The sequence below is a fragment of the Fictibacillus sp. 23RED33 genome, assembly GCF_015903925.1.
Lineage (GTDB): Bacteria > Bacillota > Bacilli > Bacillales > Fictibacillaceae > Fictibacillus > Fictibacillus phosphorivorans.
This window is the reverse complement of the sequence record NZ_JACZDX010000002.1, coordinates 263,292-285,068: the sequence shown is the minus strand read 5'-3', so window position 1 is coordinate 285,068 and position 21,777 is coordinate 263,292. Positions and strand designations below refer to the sequence as shown.

Sequence of the window (21,777 nt, the reverse complement as noted above, 5' to 3'; positions counted from 1 at the left end):
TAAAGGATTAGTCGGCCCATTAATAGTTATCAAAAGAAAATTAACGTAATAATTGAAGAACACCTTGTGGCTGTTGGTTAGCTTGAGCCAACATTGCTTGTGCTGCTTGAGCAAGGATTGAGTTTTTCGTTTGGTTCATCATTTCAGATGCCATATCCACATCACGGATACGTGATTCAGCAGCTGTTAGGTTTTCAGATGAAGTACCTAAGTTATTAATTGTGTGTTCTAAACGGTTTTGAGTAGCACCAAGTTTTGAACGCTCTGCAGAAACAGTTTCAATAGCAGTATTGATTGTTTCGATCGCTGAATCAGCAGTAGTTTGAGATGAAATATCAATACCTAGTGCTCCTTTTGTGTCAGCTGCTAACGCTGCACTGGATTCCATTACAAGAGTAGCACCATTGTAGTAACCTGCAACTGCACCAGTTGCAGCTGCTTGCCAAGTACCAAGAGAAACTGAAGGGCTAGAAGCACTTGTTAACTCAGAACCTGTTCCTGTTCCTGTTGTAGCATAAGCTTGACCAACTGAAAGTGCATCAGAACGCATGTCATTTACAGAAATAGTAAGGTTTTGGTCGCTGTTAGCTCCAATATGGAAAGTTCCTGTAAAGCTGCCATCTAAAAGGTTTTTCGTGTTGAATTCAGTGTTGTCACCGATACGTGTAATTTCAGAAGCAAGTTCGTTTACTTCCTTTTGAAGTTCTTTACGGTCAGTATCAGTGTTTGTATCGTTAGCAGATTGTACCGCAAGTTCACGCATACGCTGAAGGATAGAATGAGTTTCGTTTAGAGCACCTTCAGTAGTTTGGATTAAAGAAATTCCATCTTGAGCATTTCGAGAAGCTTGATCTAACCCACGGATTTGCCCACGCATTTTTTCAGAAATAGCTAGACCAGCTGCATCATCACCAGCACGGTTGATTCGAAGACCTGAAGATAGTTTTTCCATTGATTTTGATTGAGCAGTAGCTGCACTGTTCAATTGACGATATGTGTTAAGAGAAGCGATATTGTGGTTAATTCTCATTTTAAATTCCTCCTTGAAATGTGTTCCGTCCACTTCCTTGTGGTTGGATGTTTTTAGAACTGAAGCCTTTTACCGGCCGTTAAAAGTACCTCTGTTCCTACATAACTTATATCGGAGGAAAAATATTATTTTTTAATAGATTTCGAAATATTTTTTTGAAGTTTTATCTGATTAATTGTATTAAGTGAAGTAAGTACAGCTTGATTATTTTCTTCTTGAATCGTAAGGTATATTTCTTTTCTAAGTATCTCTATATTTTTAGGAGCACTAATACCTAGCTTAACTTGATCTCCCTCAATGGTAAGGACCGTAATTTCAATATCGTTGCCAATTTTAATTGCCTCTTGCAGTCTGCGGCTCAAGACCAGCATTTTTAACCCTCCTGTCCGATTAAAGCTTCTATTAATAGATGCTTTGTCCGATATCTATCATCCGTCAAAACAACTTGTTTACATTGGTTATTTTTAGTATTAATTATAATCGGAGCTTTTAAGTTTGCTGTCGTTTTTTCAAATGGATCTGCAACAGTAAGAATGACTTGTACAAATACTTCTTTTTCATTATTAATATCCAGCAGCTCTTGTTCTATCGAACTTAATTCAAAATCGTACTCTTTGAAAAAGATAAATGGATCTGTTATTATGAATGCCAGCTCACTGGTTTGAACAGATTGAAGCAATGATAGATCTGTTCCTTCAATAGGTATTAGGACAAATTTATTCTCCGCTTGAAACCCAGGTAGACCTTGTTCAAAACCTAATATATCAGACTTCTTCACTTCTACTATATCTTTAAATTTCGTCTCGATTTTCATATTTTCAGCCCTTTACTTTTTTTCATCAAATTGTAATCCAATGACTTCAATTTTTAGTGACGGCCATTGTCTTATCTCACCACGAATTACACCAGGCTTATAATCATGACGGGGTCTATTAATTTTAACATCAATTTCAGGTTTGTGAGTCTTCCAATTTATCTTTAGGTCACCTGGTTGGTAATTTATTTTCACACTAGATGGAGAGGGAATAAACCCTATATTAAATTCATATATTGGACTTTCACTATTTACTTTCGCATGTTCTGCTATTGGATTACCCCCATTTTCAATTTCCATAAGGTCATCACCTTCCTGGGATCTTCTTGCAATTCCAGCAAGCCAATCTTGGTACCCTCTTTGAGCAGCTTCTTCAATTCTTTTGAATATGTTTTTCAAATCCATGTCTTCCCATGCTTGTGATTGATCAATGGTTAATTTACCAGGAGTTTGTATAATAGTAAGTTCTGGTTTGGGTTGTGAAATATTTAGTTCAGCCGGTTGTTGTTCAATTATTTGTATAGCTTTTTGTGATTTTAGCACCAATAGTGCAGGGGTGGATTCAATTTTAAGTCGAACAATATTCACGTTTTAATCCCCTCCAAATAAAATTAACTGTAAAAAAAGAGCTATCACTGAGATAGCTCTGCATTTTTAACGCAAAAAGTCCATTAACGTTGGTTGCATGATTCGAGCGCCTACACCAAGTGCCGCACGATGTACTGATTCTTGCATTTTAAGATCTGTGATTACACGTTCAATATCCGCATCTTCATTATCAGACAAAATGCGGTTAGCGATTACTTCCTGTTCACTGACCCTCTCATCAATAAGTTCAATACGATTATAACGTGCTCCGAGCTCTGCCCGTTCAGCCACAAGATTGTTAATATGCTTATCCAAAATATCCAGATTACTGTCTATGCCATTTGAACCGGAGTTCAAAGCAGTTTCTAAAGCACTGAGATCATCAAAAAGGTCATGTGAAAAAACATTTGTCGGATTAATATTTACCGATATTTTTATACCCTTTGACAATTCTAGTTCGACCACATTTTGGTTAGTAGAGAATGAATTAGTGGCCAAATCTACTGGCTTGGTTGTAGTATCATTACCGTTAAAGAGATATTTACCTGCAACTTGCGTGTTAGCCACAGACGCTAAATGTTCTTTCAGCTGAGTGATTTCTTTACCGATCATCTGTTTTTGTGAATCTTCAAGTGTATCATTCGAAGCTTGAACAGTTAACTCACGTATTCGCTGAAGAACACTGTTCGCTTTGTCCAAAGCTGTGTCAGTATTCTCCGTCCAGTTGTATGCTTCTGAAAGATTCCGCTTATATTGTTCCACTTCTGTTAAATTGGTTCGATAAGTCATGCCTTTCATAGCAACAACAGGATCGTCCGATGGCCGGCTGATTTTCTTACCCGTTGAAAGCTGTTCTTGTGTTTTTGCCATTCTTTCGTAGCTTTGGCTAATGTGTCTCAACGTGTTGTTGGACAACATGGATTGAGTTACTCGCATCTACAAAACCTACCTTCCGCCAACGCCCATTCCGTTAATGATTTTATCTAACATTTCGTCAATAACTGTAATATTTCGAGCTGATGCATTGTATGCATGCTGAAATTGAATCATATTTGTCATCTCTTCATCTAAAGAAACTCCACTTACAGAAATACGTCGCTGGTCAACCGCATCTGCGAGGACACTTGAGTTTTCAGTCAAACGAACCGCTTGTTGGGCATCGACAGCCATTTGACCAATCTTGCCTTCATAATAACTTTGTAGAGTAGTGGCTCCTGAAAAGATTTTTGCATTTTTTATATCTGCAAGTTTTAATGCGTTACTGCCATCACCACTATACGCAACTTCTCCAGCCGGAGCCCACGCGGCAGCGATTCTATCAAGTCCTGAGGTTCCTTCCATATTAGAATGGAGTGTTATTCCTTTTGCAGCTCCTGCGGGAGTCGCTCCTATACCATCAAAGAAAGAGTAAGTTGTGGCAGGAGTTTTTGTACCAGCATTTATATTCTCGAGATTCCATCCGTCTTGTTGTACTTTATTGAATTCACTAGCAAACTCAAAAGCCATTTCATCCAGACTCGCGAGCATTTCAGGATAAGTACCTTTTACATTACCAAGGCTGTCTACAAAACCATTTGACTCTATTATCCCTTTTAACTCACCATTTGATAGGTTTTTAGCATCAATATCATATGCAGTAGCAGCATCTGAAGCTGAAGTAACCACTACGTTTTGCACAATTGTATTCGTTGAGTCATAAGTGATATCTACTTTCCCTAATGAATTTGTAGAATTAGGATCCACTAGCATAACAGCAGGAGAATAAGAATTTCCGTTAGAAGACAGTAACTCAATTTGGTATTGCCCTTCCGCTATAGGTGAAGATTGACCACCACTTTTAATAGGGGTTACTTTAACATTTGCGAGAGTGGAAAGACGATCAACTAATGAGTCTCTCTCATCGTACAATTTATTAGGAAGATACCCATGCGGCTCTACTTCGCTTATCTGTTTATTAATGCTGTCGATATCTTTTAGTATTGCATTAATTTCTTTTGTAGTTAGATTGGCTTGTGTTTTCAAATCCCCTTGAATAGCAGATAAAGAGTTTGATAGATAATTAAAAGTCTCTGCTACAGCTAAACCGCGCTGACGAACTACAGAACGAGCTCCAGAATCCTCAGGGTTAACCGATAGATCTTGTAGTGATTGCCAAAAACGGTCAAGGGTTTTTGCTAAACCATTATCAGATGGTTCATTCATGATATCTTCCATCTTCTCTAGCGCTTCACTTCTCGCATCCCAATAGCCCAGTTTGTTGTTCTCTCCTCGAAATTGAGTATCAAGAAATCCTTCGCGAACACGCTGTACCGACCCAGCCGCTACACCCGTTCCCATCTGTCCAGGAATTTGTGGGCGGTTCATGCTCGCAGCCGGATATGCTTCAGTTTGAACAAAGTTCACTCTTTGACGGCTATACCCAGGAGTATTCGCATTTGCTATATTGTGACCTGTCGTTTGAAGAGCGGTTTGCTGTGTAAACATTCCTCGACGGGCTGTTTCTAATCCATGAAAGGTTGAGCGCATTGTAATTCCTCCGTAGGTTTAAGCTTTTGAATCAAAAAGTGATGCTGCGTTATTATGATAAGGATTTTTTTTCGTTTGGTTATAAGTCACAGGTTCACTTTGAGGCTGCATCATACTAAGTGACATATTCACATACTGAAGTGATTGCTCAAGTAACACTTGATTAAGCTGATTTCTGTCTTTTAAAGCATCATAGATATCGATTAATCGGTTTTGCAGATTCAGCAATCGTTCTTTTTCCGGTTCTTCTACTTGTTCTAAAACATCACCTAACGTGACATTCGCAAACTTAACAAGTCTTTCTTTTTCGATCTGTTGTAATTTCTTCACTTGAAGATCTTCTTCTTTTAACAAAACATCTAGTGACTTCAGATCTCCTGATTTAAGTATTTCTGTTTTTCTTTCTCCGAGAGTTAGAAGATCTGTGTGGGAATGAAGCAAACGTTCAAGAAGTGATGTCATCTGTGCCGTTTCCATGAAATCCTCCTTAACCCTGCTTGTAATAGTGCATAATGGAAGCTGCTGTTTTTGAAACGTTGACTTTATATGTTCCGCTATCCACTTGTTGTTTGATTTCATTCACTTTATTTATCCGGTCTTGTTCAAATTTTGAAGAAGATAAGAGTTTCTTTGCTTCGTCTGAAATTTGAATCTCATCTTTTTTGTATGCAGCCTTAACATGATTATCTTTCATATGGGGCACCTGTTTTGTGTATGGGTTATTTTGAATAGAGTTAAAATGATTGATTCGCATTTTTAGTCACCTCATCTAGAGACTTTAATCTTATTTAATGTATCGGCTAAATCATAAAAATCTTTAAGTTAGGAAAAGAAATTAGGTTAATTGTCATCCGTATGGTAAGAAGGTAATGCTTCTTCTTGTTTTCTTCTGATCAAGTCTTCAATCGAGAGCTCTGATTTGATACGCGCTTTACATTCTTCGCATAATCGGCCATCGTTAATCGGCGCTTGGCAACCATCACATGGATACGTGAAGTTCGGGTATCCTTTCACACGAATTCTTCCTTGGTGTATGAAATAGATGATCTTACTTTCAGCCACTGCCGTTGATTCACTTACTTCTACGATCGTCGCCTTTCGATTTTCACTTTTTCTAAGATATCGATAGACTTTATCATAATCCTGTTCTTCCTCTTGAAAGCACACATCACACTGTTCTCGTATGTACTTCACAAAAAGTTTGCCGCACTGCGGACAGTTCATCAAATTGTCCATATCGCTTCCCGCTCCTTAACACTTCTATCTTCTGTATATATCGGATTTGAGTGAGCGAGTTTTAACAGGTCATTCGTTTTATTTATCGTGCGAGGGTAATAGAAGAAATTTTTCGGGCACCAGCTTCATTTAGGACTTTTGACGCATAACGTAATGTACTTCCTGTTGTGTATACATCATCCACTAGAACAACTTTCTGACCTACGACTTTTAAAGAGTCTACTACTTCAAACGGATTCACTTTTTGAGATATACGTTCTTCTCGTGTTTTCTTACTCTGCTTCTCTTCATGTATTCTTCTCTTTAATAGATGTTCTACTGGCTTTTTAAATCCTTTTGCTAATAGCTCAGCTTGGTTAAATCCTCTTTCATAATATCGCTCCTCACTTAAAGGAATGGGAACAAGAAGTGCATCACGGGAAATCTTTTTAAACTCAGAACTCAGTAAAGGATAAAAGGCTTTAATAACTTCAGCATCCCCTCGATATTTCAGCTTGGCTATCATTTCCTTCATAAAGTCGTTATAGATATAAAGTGACCGATTTTGCTGTAGAACGCCGGTCCAATCCTGATTTCCTTCCCATCGAATGCAGTCAAAGCAACAATCACCCTGTCGATATTGCTCGGGAAATACTGAAAAGTCACGACTGCATAATCTACAAATCTCACCTTTTATCCGCACTAATCTTCCTTCACAGTCTTGGCACAATAGTAGTGATTGCTTTAAGCCAATCAGCGCTTCCCATGACCAAGACTCAGAATATGGTTCATGACAATAAAGGCAATAACTCAAAGTCCAACCTCCTTGTTCATGTTCTTTATATGATTAATCGCTTGTATCATACTGAGTGATTTACCGTAATGAAACAGAAGTACCTTACCGTTATGATCATCCTTACTTCTCCCTGCTCTTCCTGCTATTTGAACGAGGGCACTTTCTGTGAATACATCATGATCAGCACCAAACACTGCAACATCTAAAAAAGGAACGGTAACTCCGCGTTCTAGTATGGTTGTAGTCACTAATAATTGAATTTCTTCGTTTCTAAACTGAATCACTTTTTCCTTTCGAAGTGGATCTTCTGCATGAACACTGTCAACTGGTACATCTACAATCTTTTTTATTAGTTCTGTCAGCTTTTCTAAAACCGCTACTGAAGATACAAATATCATCGCTCGTCGTCCACTTTTAGCTTGGGCAATCAACCACTTAAGAAAAGGAGAAGGTAGTTTCCCTCTTTCCAAACTCTTCTTCCACTCACCACCCCAAACCATTTTTGGAACAGGCAATGGAAATCCATGAAACCGCTTTGGGATTTTCACACATGGTAAATTACCATTCATCACAGCTTTTTTCATCGTTCTAGAAGGAGTCGCAGATAAATAAAGGAGAAAATGTATTGGTGTAACGGCTTGAGACACCGCATGCTGAAGGGTTTTATCGTAGGAATAGGGAAAAGCATCGACTTCATCGACGATCATGATGTTAAACGCCTGTTTAAATCGGTAAAGCTGATGAGTGGTTGAGATGACGAGTTGTGCTGGTGTTTCACGTTCTTCTGATCCACCATAATAACTCGCGACCATTGTCTTTGGAAACACTGCCTTTAACCTAGGAGCTAGTTCTAATACTACATCCGTTCGGGGAGTTGCTATACAAACGCGAAGTCCGAGATTCAATGCTTTTTCAATGCCTTTGAACAGAACTTCAGTCTTTCCGGCCCCGCAAACCGCCCAAACCAAAAGTTCACCTTCACTTCCAATTCTCTCCACAAATTTTTCAGATGCTACTTGCTGTCCACTCGACAACTCACCATTCCAGTGCAGATTATTTCCACGAGACAAATTCACTTCAGGTCCACTCCACGAAACCAAAGGCGTACACTGGCTGACTCTTCCCATCATGATGCAGTTCCGACAGTACACACAGTTATCACTCTTACAGCGAAAACAAGAAAACACCGCAAACAAACGACTCTTCTCATTTCCGCAGCGACTACATAAATAACAGTTAGAAGTTTTACTAATACCAGTGGAATATTTCACATAACCATTCTCATAATGCTTTTGAATTTTTTCTACTGTAAAAGATAGTTCATCAAATAAAAGTGACTTAGCATAGAGGATTTGTTGAAGTTTCTCATCATACTGAAATATTGGATTTAAAGGAGGTTGTTCTATCAAAAGAAGATCACTAAAAGGGACAGCTTTCAAAGAGGAATCGTTCACTAGAGTTTCAGGGGTAATGGTTAAACGATTGTTTAAAAGAAGGGAGACAAACCTCATTGTGTTGTCTCCCCTTGTGTTAGAGATTTCATTTTCATCTCTCCAATGATTATTCTTTTATCCACGTAATGCCGAGTGAGCCTTCACCTAAATGAGTGCCGATTACAGGTCCGAAATAGCTTACCCAGACGTCTGCGTTTACAAACTTTTCACGTAACTCGTCAGCAATCTCAACCGCTTCATCTTCACGCTTCGCATGGATTACACTAATTTTTACTTTGTCATTCGGCTTTACGTTTTCATCCATGATATCAAAAATACGTTTTAATGCTTTTTTCTTCGTACGTACTTTTTCAAACGGAACGATCTTTTTGTCTTCAAAGTGAAGAATCGGTTTGATCTGAAGTAGATTTCCTACGAAAAGTTGAGCTGTGTTCAAACGACCACCACGGTGAAGATGATTTAAATCATCAACCATGAAGTAAGCTGGTACTCCATTGTTCTTCATCTGCAGCAAATGATTCATAATGTCATAACCGTTAGAACCTTTACTCGCGAGCTCAGCAGCTTTCAACACGTAAAACGCTTGAGGTGAACAACTGATCTCTGAATCAAACACATGAAGCTTAATGCCATCCACCATCTCACCGGCAGCAACTGCACTTTGATACGTTCCGCTTATCCCACTCGATAGTGTGATCATCACAGCTTCATCATAGTTTTTAGATAGCTCTTCTAGAAGTTCCACAAGCTCACCGATCGCCGGCTGTGACGTTTTTGGAAGGGCACCTTCTTTACCAACCATGTCATAAAAATCATCTGCTTTTATTTCAGCTTCTTCTTTGTATGTTTCTTTATCAAAAACCACGTTGAGCGAAATCATTACAATATTTTTTTCGTTGCGGATATGTTCGGGTATGTAGGAAGTACTGTCTGTAATGACGGCTACCTTGCTCATAATTTTAGTCCTCTCTTATGCCAAAAATCTTGTTTTTTTCTCCTCTAACAGTGTACACCATCAGAAAAAGTAATTCACTAAATTCAAATTTACTTATACTAAGTATTCTCTTTTTTCTACTACTATCCTTTATGTGCTTTTTACCTGTTTTCTGCATAACGAGAAAGCACCGTTCAAAACGGAGTGATTCTGCATAGATGAAATTCTTAATTTAGGTTTGTGATGGACATATTTTTCGAGATTTCCTTCTATTTTTTCAAGGTATGGAGAAAGCTCTCTTCCCACTCCACCTCCTAGAAGAATCACTTCTGGATTTAGAATAGCAGTCATGTTAATTAAAGAAGAAGTAAGGTGTTCAACAGCTTGATCAACAACGTTAATCGCTGCTTCATTCCCTTTTTTCACTAAAGAAAATAATTCCTGAGCTGAAACGGGCTTACCTGTTGTCTTCTCATATTCATGAGCCATTCCAAATCCGCCAGCTTTGGAACTAAGAAAGCCATACCCAGGACGAGCTGGTTGAAACCCGTCACGTAAAACTGATTGATCGGTTATCATATAACCCGCTTCTCCCGCTGAGAAGCGATGACCTTCATAGACTTCACCATTCAAGAGGAGACCTACACCAATACTCGTCCCAATCATCATATAAATTGCATGCTGAACGTGTTGCAACCCACCTGCCTCAACTTCACCCAACAAGCCGGTGTTCACGTCATTTCCTATATAAACAGGAACTTCTAACAACCTCTGAAGCTTTTCTTTTAGAGGATAGTGATTCCACTTTAAGCTTGGAGCTTTTAGCACAAGTCCATTTTCAGCATCCACTATTCCTGGCACACCTATTCCTAATCCGTAGACCTCTTCACACAAAATTGCGTTCTCATCCATTTTCCTCATTAATTCATCTGCCACATATTCTGCTACATCACCTTGCATCACTTCCATTGTGTGTAACATACTTGTCGAAAGTAGATATCCGCTGGAGTCAAACAGTCCACACTCTATACATGTACCTCCTACATCAACTGCTAATATGTACTTTTTCACCAAGTTCATTCACCTCCGAACCGTTTTCTACAGCTAAGTTCATTATTAAGCACACGAATTATTAATCTTTTAAAAAGTTTTTTTCGAATGAAGAAGGAATTTGTCGGATATGGAAGAAATTAGAATGTGAGACATGTTTAAAGGAGGGCTAGGACCATTGGATCATAATCTATATATCGTAATACTTTCTCTATTCATTTGCTTTCTGTTTGCCTTGATCTCACTCGATTGGGTCAATCGACGTACAGAAGAGCAAAAATCGCAGCAACAATTCTTACTAATAGGTTCTGTTACAATGGGCATTGCAGTTTGGGCAACTCACTATATGGGGATGTTATCCATCCAAAGTCCTGTTCGTGTAAACTATAATTTTCTAATCGTTACCGCAGCACTTGCTGCAGGTATTTTCTTCTCATATGTATCGTTCTTACATTTTACCTCTCAAAGACCGCAGAATAAACTTTTTGTACCCGTTAGTTTGTTTAGCATCGGCTTAGTGTCTGTTCATGTGATCGGATTGTTGTCTATGCACTTGCATATGCCGATGGAACCCAATTTCATGTTTATTATACTTTCCATTTCTTTTGCCTATCTATTCTCATGGCTCGGCTTCTTTCTCCTTACTAAAAGAAATTTTTCAGTAAGAAAAGTTTCTGCTAGCCTTTCGTTCACATTAGGTGTTAGCCTAATGCACTATTTGGGTGAGATGGGCTTAATGGCTGGAACGCCTACTTTCGATTGGCATAGTAGTTTTCCGATCAACAATATAAACATGACCGCTACTTTACTTGTATTCGGTGCGACAACAGTTGTATTGATTCTATACATTCTAGAACAGCGAAACCAAAAGAGACTCGTCGAGCATCAATTTCAACTGCTTGAATCTGAACACCGATACAACTCACTTTTTGAATTGAATCCTGAAGGTGTTTTTGTGATCGGACCAGATTTGAATTTTATAAAAGTAAATTCTTCACTTGTACAAATCACTGGCTATTCATTAGAAGAGCTTCACGCTATGCCATATACCAACCTTTTAAAACAAAATGAAATCTCGAATTCACTGAATTACTTAACTCGCGTGATTGAAGGCGAAACAATCAAACATCCACTTACCATCATTCATAAAGAAGGGCACGAAATAGAGCTTGATATTACAAGCATCCCTTATTCGATAAGAAGTGATATGACGGCTGTGATCGGAATCGCAAAAGACATGACAGCCATCAATGAAGCCCAAAACTTTAAACAAAGAGCAAATACACTCGCTTATGTCGGTGAACTTGCAGCAGGTCTTGCTCATGAGATACGTAACCCTCTCACATCAATAAAAGGATTCGCGCAATTGTTTCAATCACAAAACACAACAGAAGAAACCCATCATTTCTTAGGCATCATGCTAAGAGAAACAGACCGGATCAACTTTATCATCAGCCAGCTTATGATACTCGCTCGACCACATATGATTTTAAAAAGTGACCACGATTTAAACGAAGTCATCAAACGCTCACTCAAATTTATAGAAGAAGAAACAGACTTTGAAACCATCTCGCTACACCTAGACTTGCCAGATCAACCTGTTACATTAAAGTGCGAAGAAAATCTAATCGCTCAACTCATTTTAAATATCGTAAAAAACGCATTAGAAGCGACACCTTCATGGGGAAACATCTCGCTTCAGCTTAAACAAACAAAAGAAAACATCACCATCTCCATTCAAGATGATGGACCCGGCATCCCCGAGCACTTGCTATCAAAGCTCGGACAGCCGTTCTATACAACTAAAGAAGGCAATCCTGGACTCGGCCTTCTAATCTGCTACCAAATCGTCCAGAACCACGGAGGAAAGATGAGGATTGAATCAAAAGAAGGCTACGGAACAAAAGTCTCACTAGAATTCCCAATAACCGTTCCGTCAGAAGAAAAGGTCCTCGAAATGAGCTTAAGTTGATTTGTTTTTCTTTAACTTGTTATAGGTCAACAAGAGAAGGATTTGTTTCTTTAATTCCTCTCTGAAAGTTAATTGAAGTGGAAGATACGAGACTCCTGCGGGACAAGCGGTCAGGTGAGACACTTAATGGCGCAAAGCGGCAAGTGGCTCACCGCCTGCCCCGCGGAAAGCGAGTATCTGCAACGGAAATTAACAACTTACTCCACCCTGAACAACCTTAAAAACACCCACAAAGATTTTCAAACATACATCCCCGTACCACCCCACCCGATTCAAGTAAACAAAACAAAAAAAGACCTTCAAAATCGAAGGTCTTTTCTCCTAAATTCAAATCAACGCACCTTAACCCAACCATTCTTGATCGCCTCAACAACAGCCTGCGTACGATCATTCACGTTCATCTTCTGAAGAATATTACTCACATGGTTCTTAACCGTCTTCTCACTAATATAAAGCTCTTCCCCAATCGTACGGTTGCTGCGTCCATCCGCTAACAACTGAAGAACCTCACACTCACGACGCGTTAAGATATGAAGTGGCTTACGGTACTCCACCTCAACAAAACCAGCTTTGCTTTGCTGTTTACTATTTGAAGTAGATAATCGACGGAATTCGTTTAGAAGATTATAGGTAATTTTCGGATGAAGATAAGCTCCACCATCCGCAACAACACGAACAGCCTCGATCAATGAATCAGCATCCATCTCTTTAAGTAGGTAACCAGATGCACCCGTTTGAACCGCATGTGATACATACGTCTCATCATCATGTATTGAAAGGATAATCACCTTTGTACCAGGAGACTTCTCAACCAAACGGCGCGTTGCTTCTACACCGTTAATGTTTGGCATATTGATGTCCATCAACACCACATCTGGATTATGGTCGCGGACAATGTTCTCAGCTTCTGAGCCATCATCACCTTCAGCAACAACAGAGAATTGATCTTCCATATCTAGAATACGTTTTACTCCTTCACGGAACAAACGATGGTCATCGATAATAGCTATTCTTGTTTTCTCAGGTGCTGAGGCGTTATTTTCGTACACATTAACATTATTCATGTGTGAACCCTCCTAGTCTTGAATGGGAATTTGAATGTAAACACTTGTACCGAAGTTTATGCGGGATTTCACTTTTAAAGTTCCTTCGAGCAGTTCGACCCGCTCTCTCATCCCCATCATGCCAAAGGAATTTGATTTTGTAGGCTGTGCCATATCGAACCCTTTGCCATCATCTCGGATATATAATGAAATAAACTTTTGAGTAAACTCTAGTTTAACCTCAATCAGATTTGCTTCAGAGTGCTTAACGGCATTGCTTACCGACTCTTGGATCAAACGGAAAATCGCGATCTCCATCTTATTCGGAAACCGTCGGGTCTGACCAAGCGCATGAAGCTCAACCTCTATACCTGTACTTTCTTTCACATTACGTAAATATTTGTCTAATGTCGGAACGATACCAAGATCATCTAGGGCCATCGGGCGTAGATCGTAAATAATTCTACGTACCTCTTTTAATGAATTCCGGACCATAACCCGTAAATCTTTTATTTCAACACGGGCGGCATCAGTTCCTTTTTCTACAAAGATTTTCTCTAACAGTTCAGAGCGAATGAGCACATTTGCCATCAATTGAGCTGGCCCGTCATGAATTTCACGCGATACTCGTTTACGCTCTTCTTCTTGGGCTTCTATAATCTGAAGTCCAAATTCTTGCTTCTGCTGAGCGTTTTGCACAAGTTCGTTAATTTTTCTTAAATCACCGTTAAGATAATTTAAAACAACAGAAATCTGACCTGCCAGAGACTCCGCTTTTTGAACCGTATCGTTCAATGCGCCGATTCTCCGTTCGAGCTCGTCTCTTTTTTCCCGAAGCTGTTTCTCTGTTTGCCGGATGATCGAAAGTTCAATCTGATACTTATTGGCATTCTCATACGCATCACGAATATCAGATTCGCTGTACCTTTGAAAATGCTTGCTCACCTCTGCCAGTCGTGTTCGTGCTAGCTTTGCATATTCCTCGGTCCGGTCAGACTTATGTATGACCTCAATGACCTGTTGTTTCACTAACTCAAGTTCACGGCGTAGCTGCTGAAACTCTTGTCTAGAATGCTCACTGATCTCAAAGATTTGTGATTGACTTGCCGTAACTGTATCGATGGTCTGATTTAGTATTCCGTCCAACAAATGTGGATCTATCGTTAACTTAGCTGCAGTCATGTAAATTTCCCCCAATTAAAACGATAAAGAAGTGTAACCGGAAGTTCTAGAACCATCTTGCCTAATTTATACATAGGTCTTACTACCCACCTGGACGAATCATACCGCGAAGACATTAATCCTTCTAATATACTACATTCGCCAAGATGTGGAATTTTATGACTTTTAATGCTAAAAAATTTTTAAGAATTTGAATGCTTTTAATAATCACCTTATAATGAAGGATAACACGATACACTTGAAACATGAAGATTATTCGACAAATTTGACATGGAATTCATAATATTCACTACTCAAAGGAGTTTTACCCTATATGCTTGCCAATTATCTCACTGTGAAAAACGAAGGACAGCACGAGATTGTTATTGAAAAATCTCGTTTTATCGCTCATATTGCACGAGCTACTACTGAAGATGAAGCCCAGGCTTTCATCCAAAAAATTAAAAAGGAACATAACAGCGCCACACACAACTGTTCGGCATACTTAATTGGAGAAACCGACAACATCCAAAAAGCAAACGATGACGGAGAACCAAGTGGTACCGCAGGTGTTCCGATGTTAGAAGTACTTAAGAAACGACAATTGAAAGACACAGTTGCTGTTGTCACACGGTACTTCGGTGGAATCAAATTAGGTGCTGGAGGTCTCATCCGTGCATACGGTAAATCAGTTTCTGAAGGCCTCAACCATATTGGCGTTGTAGAACGCCAACTCCAACAGATCGTTCACATCACCGTGGATTACACGCTTCTCGGTAAAATGGAGAACGAACTGCGCAACTCTGTCTACCCTATCAAAGAGATGAACTACATGGAAAAAGTAGAGATTCAGATGTTTGTACCGATAAAAGAAAAGAAAACATTTAAAGAATGGATCATTGACCTTTCAAACGCACAAAGTGAGATTGTTTTTGGTAAAGAGGAGTATTTGGAGAAAGATGTGAAATCCTAAAGTATACCCACCAAATAATATTTTTCCCCGAAAGCTATATTGTCGTTTTTTAGACAATTGTCTATTTTTGTCTCATACGCTATTATGAAAGAGTTATAAACGATTAATACTTCCAATACTATTGGACTAGAGGGAGTTTACATTTTTATGAATCAAATAAAAAACACAAGGGTAAGAAGAAGAAAACGTAAGAAAAGCCCGTTTCGTCGATTTATGCGTTTCGTATTAGTAGTTACCCTTTTATTCGTTTTAAGTGCCGCTGGTTATGGTGGATATTTAGCATATAAAATTAAAGCAAATGCAGATAAAAGCTTTGTTGAACTTGGTGATAGCAAATCTGATTTGCGCATAGATGATGTAAAGCTCGGAAAAGATCCAGTGACGATTCTACTCGTGGGTATTGAAAATTATCAAGAAAATGATGTGGGTCGTGCGGACGTAGTAAAACTTATTACGATTAATCCAACTACAAAAGAAGCTGCGATGGTTAATATTCCACGGGATACACGTACTTATATCCCTGCAGTGGACAGAAAAGACAAAATCAATCATTCTTATGCTTACGGCGATAAAGAAGCTAGAGAAAAAGCTGTTATGGAAGCCACAGAAGAATTATTAGATGTTCCAATTGATTATTTTGTATCAACAAATTTTAACGGTTTTGAAGATATTGTAGATGAACTTGGTGGCATTACCGTCAATGTTCCATTTGATTTCAAACAACCTTCCTTTAAACGAATGATTTACTTTAAAGAAGGCGAAATGGACTTAAATGGTGAAGAAGCTCTTGCTTTTGTTCGTATGCGTAAACAAGATCCACGTGGTGACATCGGGCGTAATGAGCGTGAAAGTGAAGCAATTCGAGCAATCATGGACAAAGCACTCTCTGTCAGCTCGTTCACAAAAGCGGATAATGTCATCGATCAACTTGGTAACAATGTAAAGACAAACGTTACGATGAAAGAAATGTTTGCTATGCGCAACTTCTACAAAACCATCAAGAATAAAGAGTTCGATTCCTTACAATTAGAGACCTATCCAGAAACGATCGGTGGAGTTTCTTATGAAATCCCTAGAGACGAATCCATTGATGAAATTAGTACCGAACTTAAAAAAATTCTAGAAATCGAGAGCTCAGACTCCAATTATCAAAATGATTCTAGTTCAAATGATTCAAACAACGAAGAATACTAAACTTCTATAAAAAAATATAAATCTTTAAATATGCTCTAAAGCCTTTGGTCATTAACGACCAAAGGCTTTTTTTATTACCATTATTGTAAAAAAATATACTATTATGTCATTTTTTATAATTTTTTTAACAATATTTGCAATAATTGTTGTAAAATAGTTACCGAAGGAGCGATTGACAATTGAAAAAAATTATATCTTCCGGACTAATTTTTAGTACAATGCTTGTTTCTTCTGTTACATCTGTATCAGCAGAAGCAAACGAGATGGTCAGTAAAGGTGACTATGTCAATATAAGAAAAGGAGCTACTACTTCCTACGAAACAGTTGGACAGTTGTTAAAAGGGGATGTAGTAACGAAGACAGATGAATTCATTAACAGTCAAGGTGAGCTTTGGTATCGAATTAAGTTCGGTGCTATTGAAGGCTGGGTACTCGCTTCATTTCTAGAAACGCAACCTATTGCTAATCCCCAAGAATATGCAGCTAAAGACGTATATGCGAATACAAATAAAATTGCGATTAGAAAAGGAGCAACGATTGCATACCCCTCTATCAGCTCGGTATCCATCAACGAAAAACTCCACGCGTTCGACAGATTTGTAAATAGTACCGGTGAAGCATGGCTTAGAGTCACTACCTCATCAAACGCAACAGGCTGGGTTCAAGAACGTTTAGTGAGTGAATCCAAAACAGATACATACATAGGAAAAACATTATATGCAAACAAAGCAGACATACCTCTTAGAAAAGGAGCAACTTCTCAATATTATGTTGTAAAGTTTCTCTCACTAAATACTCCTACTGTAATACTTGATCAGTTTGTAAATGCCTCCAATGAAAAGTGGTACAGAGTGGACGTGAATGGCACTCATGGCTGGATTTTTTCTGAGGATGTTTCCGTCACAACACAGCAAAATATTGAGAGATCAATGTACATCAATACAGCAAATACGAATGTTCACAAAGGTGCTTCAACCAGCTATGAATCAATCGCAACACTCACATTGAATGAGCAAATAAAAGTTGTGGATGAATTTACGAACAGCCTGAATGAACAGTGGAATCGCGTGCAAATCAATAGTTCTACATATGGATGGGTAAGATCTCAATATTTGGATGATACACCTAAAGAACTTAACAACATTTATATCTCAATTGATGGAGCAACAATACGTAGTGGTGCTAGTACCTCCTATAAAAGTCTAGCTTCCCTATCAAAAGGCACACTATTGCAGAGTTTAGATATCTTTACAAATAGTACAGGTGAAGTATGGTATCGTGTAGAATTTGCGGCAAATCAATTTGGCTGGGTTCGTTCTGATATGACATCGACTCAACCCATACCGATGAATGAAGTGAAATATGTAGGCACTCGAGGAGCCAATTTACACAGAGGAGCATCCTTTCAATACGATGTACGTACAAAATTAGCGTATGGAGAAAAAGTAACCATACAACAAGAGTTTATTAATGCTTATGACCAAAAATGGGTGAGCATAAAGACAAGTTCGGGAATAACGGGTTGGACACCTTCGTGGGAAGTGTATTCGACCGCTACAGGAGCTCCTACTGTATATAACACATCTAAAACCGGTCTAAGAAAAGGAGCATCTTCAAGTTATCCGATCTCCATTCAACTTAATGCAGGAACTCCGTTGCTTAAACTATGGTCATTCAATGATTGGTATAACGTTGAGATGCCAAACGGAACCCGTGGCTGGATTCTAAAGAACGAGGTTTCAAATGTTTCACCAAAGGCACTTCTTAACCCTGCAGTAAGCATGGTAAATAGCACTACTCATAACGTGAGCTGGGAGAAGGCTGCACCTATCACCTTGGACTATTCATTACCTAGTTCGAATCAGATTAAGATTGTTGGTGGTTTGACCAACATCGAACTCCCTTCTTCTGTTCCGGGTATCACGAGTACCACCTCGGTAACTAACAGTGATGGAACTAAAGCTTTGCTTATTACATTGGACGCTAGTTATACCTTTACTCTACGAAACTATGAAAATAGCTTACATTTAAAAGTTATGAAAAAAGGATTAGCTGGTAAAAAAATCATTGTTGACGCTGGTCATGGTGATTATGATCCTGGTGCAATAGGGCCCAATAAAACGAGAGAAAAAGATGTGAATTTGGCTGTTGCCAAATATGTAAAACAAGAATTAGAAGCAAATGGCGCGACTGTATTACTGACGCGATCAACTGACATCTTTTTAGAGCTAAGTGAACGCACTAATATTTCCAACGCTTCTGATTATGATGCTTTTATTAGTATTCACTCAAACTCATTTAATGAAACATCTAGAGGCACTCAAACATTCTATAACTCTTCTGTTTCCTTTAACGGTCCACAAAGTAAGCTTATGGCAAAAGACGTACAAGCTTCTCTGACACAACAAGTTGGGACGTATAACCGTGGGTATACAGAACAGAGTTTTTATGTAAATCGCATGAACGAGCTTCCAAGTGCACTAGTAGAATTAGCTTATATTTCAAATCCGAATGAAGAAAAGCTGTTAGCGTCCGATACATTTAGGAGAAGCGCTGCTTTAGGTATTAGAAAAGGTTTAGAAAACTTTTTCCAATAAACAATTATTGTATAGGGGGATTTATTTTTTATGAATATCAAGAAAAGATGGGTAGCTGGCGTACTTGGGACGGCTTTGACGTTTGGAGCTGTTGCCGGAACAACGAGTGCTGAAGGAAATGTATTATTGGCGAGTGTGGAATGGGTAAATGCTCAGTTGAATCCCATGAAAACTAAGGTCACTTCGCTTGAAACCAAAGTCGCACAGCAACAAACAGAGATCAACCAACTTCGTGAAGCGATTGCGAACGGCAGTACTCCGCCACCTGCAACATTACCTGACAAAGTATATGTATCAAGTTCGGCTGCAAAAATACGTTCAGGTGCAACATCAGAATATAAAGTGCTTGCAGAAAAGCCATATGGTTCAACACTATCGGTTATTGATAAATTTGAATCTACTAGCGGATTGTGGTACCGCGTAACAGTAACAGCCACTACTAAAGGCTGGATCTATTCTGGAGATGTATCTACTACTCAAGTTTCTGCTCCTACTAAAGTTGTTACAACTGCTAAAGTAAACATCCGTAAAGGTGCAACAAACAGCTATGATGTTGTAGCAACTGTAGCATCAGGAACAACGTTAAAGTATCTTTCTAGTTTTACAAACAGCTCTGGTGAAACTTGGTACAACGTTCAAACTTCTAGTGGTGTAAAAGGCTGGATGATTTCTACTTATGGTGAGGTGAAATAATCACCATGAAAAAAAGAATAGCCACCCTTTTTACAGCAGGTATGCTGCTCGTTACACCTCTTGGTGCTCAGGCCGCTACACCTGTTGCTTACAAAACACCCGTAAAGGTACAGATTCAAAACACTGCAAGCTACAGCGTATATATCAAAGGTTTTTACAAACTTAAAAATCTTTCAACAGGTGCTGAAAAATTTCTTCAACCAAATATGAACGTAGCTGTATCTAAAAGTGCTGCTGGAGTTTCCATCTCAGCAAACGGCATCAAAGAAAGTTCTGCAGCAGGATTCAGCTTAACGGAGCTGCAAGGCGGAGTAAAGATCTCTACTTTTTCTAACGATACACCGATACGTTCAGGAGCTTCAAGTAATTACAGTGTGAAGGCTACAGGTAAATCAGGTGAAGCAGTAGAATACATAGGTCAGATTACGAACGCAGCTGGTGAAGTATGGTTAAATGTTAAAACTGCAACCGGTACTACAGGTTGGGCTTCTCGTTCTACAACTTTTTTACCGCAAGCTGCTCCATCACTTTCTTTAATAACGGTAAACAGTAAGAATTACCGTGGAAGTTTTGATATCTTACCTAACTCTTCCAATGTGAAAGCCATTAATTACTTAGACATTGAAAATTATTTAAAAGGTGTCGTTCCGAATGAGATGCCTGCAAGCTGGCATAAAGAAGCTTTAAAAGCACAAGCGATCACAGCTCGTAGCTATGCAGCTAACACAGGCGTCATGCAAGCCACTACATCTAGCCAAGTGTATCGAGGCTATAATTCAGAAGATAGCCGTGCGACAACGGCTGTAAATGAAACGGCTGGCGAATACGTGATGTATAACGGCAAACCTATACAAACGTTCTTCTTCTCAACGAGTGGCGGAAGAACAGCGAATGTATCAGATGTATGGAATTCATCTCAAGCCAGCTTCCCATACCTCGTAAGTGTGGAAAGTCCTGACGAGAAATCATCCCACAATTCATGGTCTCAATCTTTCTCATCAAGAACGCTACTCACTAACTTTGGATACGGCTCAAATGTTGTTCTGTATGATATCCAACTTGCAAAGCCAGGACAAAATGGTGAAGTGCGAGGAGCAACACTTGTAACTTCAGCTGGTACTAAATCATTTACAGGAAACGAACTCAATATGCGTACGTACTTCAAGTCTGGTACAAGCCTGTTGCGCTCGAACTGGTTCGACCTTACTGCAAGCAAATCATACAATGTCCAAACAGCCACTGGGAAACAGTCTCAATTTAGTGTTTTAGGTCAAGGTGTACAGCTTGCTAATAGCACATCAAACGTGTCTGGTTCATCAGTATCCGTTCAAACAGCATCAGGAGTTGTATCACAGTCCACTGATCCTGCTAGCATCGTAGCAAACGGTAAAGGCTGGGGTCACCGTATCGGCATGAGTCAATACGGAGCAAAAGCATATGCAGAAAAAGGCTGGACAGCAGAAAAAATCGTTACCCATTACTTTAAAGGAACTACGATTTCTACAAAATAAAGGATGATTGAAATGCATTCTAGAACGGAAATCACCTGCTTCCAACAGCCTTCAATAAAGATTGTGCTTTAACTCTTTTCACCATCATTGACCGTTGATTGAAGCGAAAAGTGGTGCTTACCACATGAGAAGCTTCTTGAAGGCATGTGACGAGGAAGTATACTGCGGTAGCATGACTTTTTAAACGCAGGAACAAGAATACTCTCTTAGCGAGCAACCCGGAGCG

Annotated in this window: 21 protein-coding genes; 6 read left to right on the top strand and 15 right to left on the bottom strand. The window is 39.1% G+C overall.

Features of this window, described 5'->3' with window-relative positions; all coding sequences use genetic code 11:
- Nucleotides 1-40: 40 nt before the first annotated feature.
- The 13 genes from IHV09_RS09680 to IHV09_RS09620 all read right to left on the bottom strand — a co-directional run bounded on the left by IHV09_RS09680 (nt 41) and on the right by IHV09_RS09620 (nt 10,428).
- Complete coding sequence (locus tag IHV09_RS09680) at nt 41-1,030, bottom strand: flagellin (protein ID WP_197264363.1); 990 nt, start codon at nt 1,028-1,030, stop codon at nt 41-43.
- A 125-nt stretch (nt 1,031-1,155) separates the two neighbouring features.
- The gene (gene csrA / locus IHV09_RS09675) at nt 1,156-1,401 is read right to left on the bottom strand and encodes a carbon storage regulator CsrA (protein WP_197264362.1); all 246 of its coding nucleotides are present in this window, start codon (nt 1,399-1,401) and stop codon (nt 1,156-1,158) included.
- 2 nt (nt 1,402-1,403) lie between these two features.
- Nucleotides 1,404-1,844, bottom strand: coding sequence for a flagellar assembly protein FliW (gene fliW / locus IHV09_RS09670; protein WP_197264361.1), 441 nt, complete (start codon nt 1,842-1,844; stop codon nt 1,404-1,406).
- Nucleotides 1,845-1,856: 12 nt separating this feature from the next.
- Complete coding sequence (locus tag IHV09_RS09665; RefSeq protein WP_197264360.1) at nt 1,857-2,432, bottom strand: DUF6470 family protein; 576 nt, start codon at nt 2,430-2,432, stop codon at nt 1,857-1,859.
- 66 nt (nt 2,433-2,498) lie between these two features.
- Nucleotides 2,499-3,368, bottom strand: coding sequence for a flagellar hook-associated protein FlgL (gene flgL / locus IHV09_RS09660; protein WP_197264359.1), 870 nt, complete (start codon nt 3,366-3,368; stop codon nt 2,499-2,501).
- Between the two features lie 9 nt (nt 3,369-3,377).
- The gene (gene flgK / locus IHV09_RS09655; protein WP_197264358.1) at nt 3,378-4,958 is read right to left on the bottom strand and encodes a flagellar hook-associated protein FlgK; all 1,581 of its coding nucleotides are present in this window, start codon (nt 4,956-4,958) and stop codon (nt 3,378-3,380) included.
- Between the two features lie 18 nt (nt 4,959-4,976).
- Nucleotides 4,977-5,435 (bottom strand): flagellar protein FlgN, encoded by a 459-nt coding sequence (locus IHV09_RS09650; protein WP_197264357.1) that lies wholly within the window; start codon nt 5,433-5,435, stop codon nt 4,977-4,979.
- Between the two features lie 10 nt (nt 5,436-5,445).
- Nucleotides 5,446-5,712 (bottom strand): flagellar biosynthesis anti-sigma factor FlgM, encoded by a 267-nt coding sequence (gene flgM, locus IHV09_RS09645; RefSeq protein WP_197264356.1) that lies wholly within the window; start codon nt 5,710-5,712, stop codon nt 5,446-5,448.
- Between the two features lie 86 nt (nt 5,713-5,798).
- On the bottom strand, nt 5,799-6,194 hold the full coding sequence (locus IHV09_RS09640; protein WP_197264355.1) for a TIGR03826 family flagellar region protein: 396 nt from the start codon (nt 6,192-6,194) through the stop codon (nt 5,799-5,801).
- Nucleotides 6,195-6,276: 82 nt separating this feature from the next.
- Entirely contained in the window at nt 6,277-6,987 is a 711-nt protein-coding gene (locus IHV09_RS09635; RefSeq protein ID WP_197264354.1) for a ComF family protein, read from the bottom strand.
- Nucleotides 6,984-8,480 (bottom strand): DEAD/DEAH box helicase, encoded by a 1,497-nt coding sequence (locus IHV09_RS09630; RefSeq protein WP_197264353.1) that lies wholly within the window; start codon nt 8,478-8,480, stop codon nt 6,984-6,986. Before IHV09_RS09630 ends, IHV09_RS09635 begins: the two co-directional genes overlap by 4 nt.
- Nucleotides 8,481-8,529: 49 nt before the next feature.
- Nucleotides 8,530-9,378, bottom strand: a complete 849-nt coding sequence (locus IHV09_RS09625; protein ID WP_197264352.1) for a DegV family protein — start codon at nt 9,376-9,378, stop codon at nt 8,530-8,532.
- Nucleotides 9,379-9,507: 129 nt separating this feature from the next.
- Nucleotides 9,508-10,428 carry an ROK family protein gene (locus tag IHV09_RS09620; protein ID WP_197264351.1) on the bottom strand — a complete coding sequence of 307 codons (921 nt, stop codon included), beginning with the start codon at nt 10,426-10,428 and terminating at the stop codon, nt 9,508-9,510.
- A 157-nt stretch (nt 10,429-10,585) separates the two neighbouring features.
- Here IHV09_RS09620 and IHV09_RS09615 point away from each other — a divergent pair, with 157 nt between their 5' ends.
- On the top strand, nt 10,586-12,379 hold the full coding sequence (locus IHV09_RS09615; RefSeq protein ID WP_197264350.1) for an ATP-binding protein: 1,794 nt from the start codon (nt 10,586-10,588) through the stop codon (nt 12,377-12,379).
- 332 nt (nt 12,380-12,711) lie between these two features.
- On the opposite strand, the gene IHV09_RS09610 is transcribed toward IHV09_RS09615, so the two are convergent.
- Together IHV09_RS09610 and IHV09_RS09605 are read right to left on the bottom strand one after the other, a co-directional pair.
- The gene (locus IHV09_RS09610; RefSeq protein ID WP_197264349.1) at nt 12,712-13,443 is read right to left on the bottom strand and encodes a response regulator; all 732 of its coding nucleotides are present in this window, start codon (nt 13,441-13,443) and stop codon (nt 12,712-12,714) included.
- A 12-nt stretch (nt 13,444-13,455) separates the two neighbouring features.
- Nucleotides 13,456-14,604: a sensor histidine kinase gene (locus IHV09_RS09605; protein ID WP_197264348.1), complete on the bottom strand. Its 1,149-nt coding sequence runs from the start codon at nt 14,602-14,604 to the stop codon at nt 13,456-13,458.
- 313 nt (nt 14,605-14,917) lie between these two features.
- On the opposite strand from IHV09_RS09605, the gene IHV09_RS09600 reads away from it, so the two are divergent.
- The 5 genes from IHV09_RS09600 (at nt 14,918) to IHV09_RS09580 (ending at nt 21,551) form a co-directional block, all read left to right on the top strand.
- The gene (locus IHV09_RS09600; protein ID WP_197264347.1) at nt 14,918-15,556 is read left to right on the top strand and encodes a YigZ family protein; all 639 of its coding nucleotides are present in this window, start codon (nt 14,918-14,920) and stop codon (nt 15,554-15,556) included.
- Nucleotides 15,557-15,703: 147 nt separating this feature from the next.
- Nucleotides 15,704-16,750, top strand: coding sequence for an LCP family protein (locus tag IHV09_RS09595; protein ID WP_231618240.1), 1,047 nt, complete (start codon nt 15,704-15,706; stop codon nt 16,748-16,750).
- A 179-nt stretch (nt 16,751-16,929) separates the two neighbouring features.
- Nucleotides 16,930-19,347, top strand: coding sequence for an SH3 domain-containing protein (locus IHV09_RS09590; protein WP_197264346.1), 2,418 nt, complete (start codon nt 16,930-16,932; stop codon nt 19,345-19,347).
- 30 nt (nt 19,348-19,377) lie between these two features.
- Nucleotides 19,378-20,040, top strand: coding sequence for an SH3 domain-containing protein (locus tag IHV09_RS09585; RefSeq protein WP_197264345.1), 663 nt, complete (start codon nt 19,378-19,380; stop codon nt 20,038-20,040).
- A gap of 5 nt (nt 20,041-20,045) precedes the next feature.
- Entirely contained in the window at nt 20,046-21,551 is a 1,506-nt protein-coding gene (locus IHV09_RS09580) for a SpoIID/LytB domain-containing protein (protein ID WP_197264344.1), read from the top strand.
- Nucleotides 21,552-21,777: the final 226 nt, after the last annotated feature.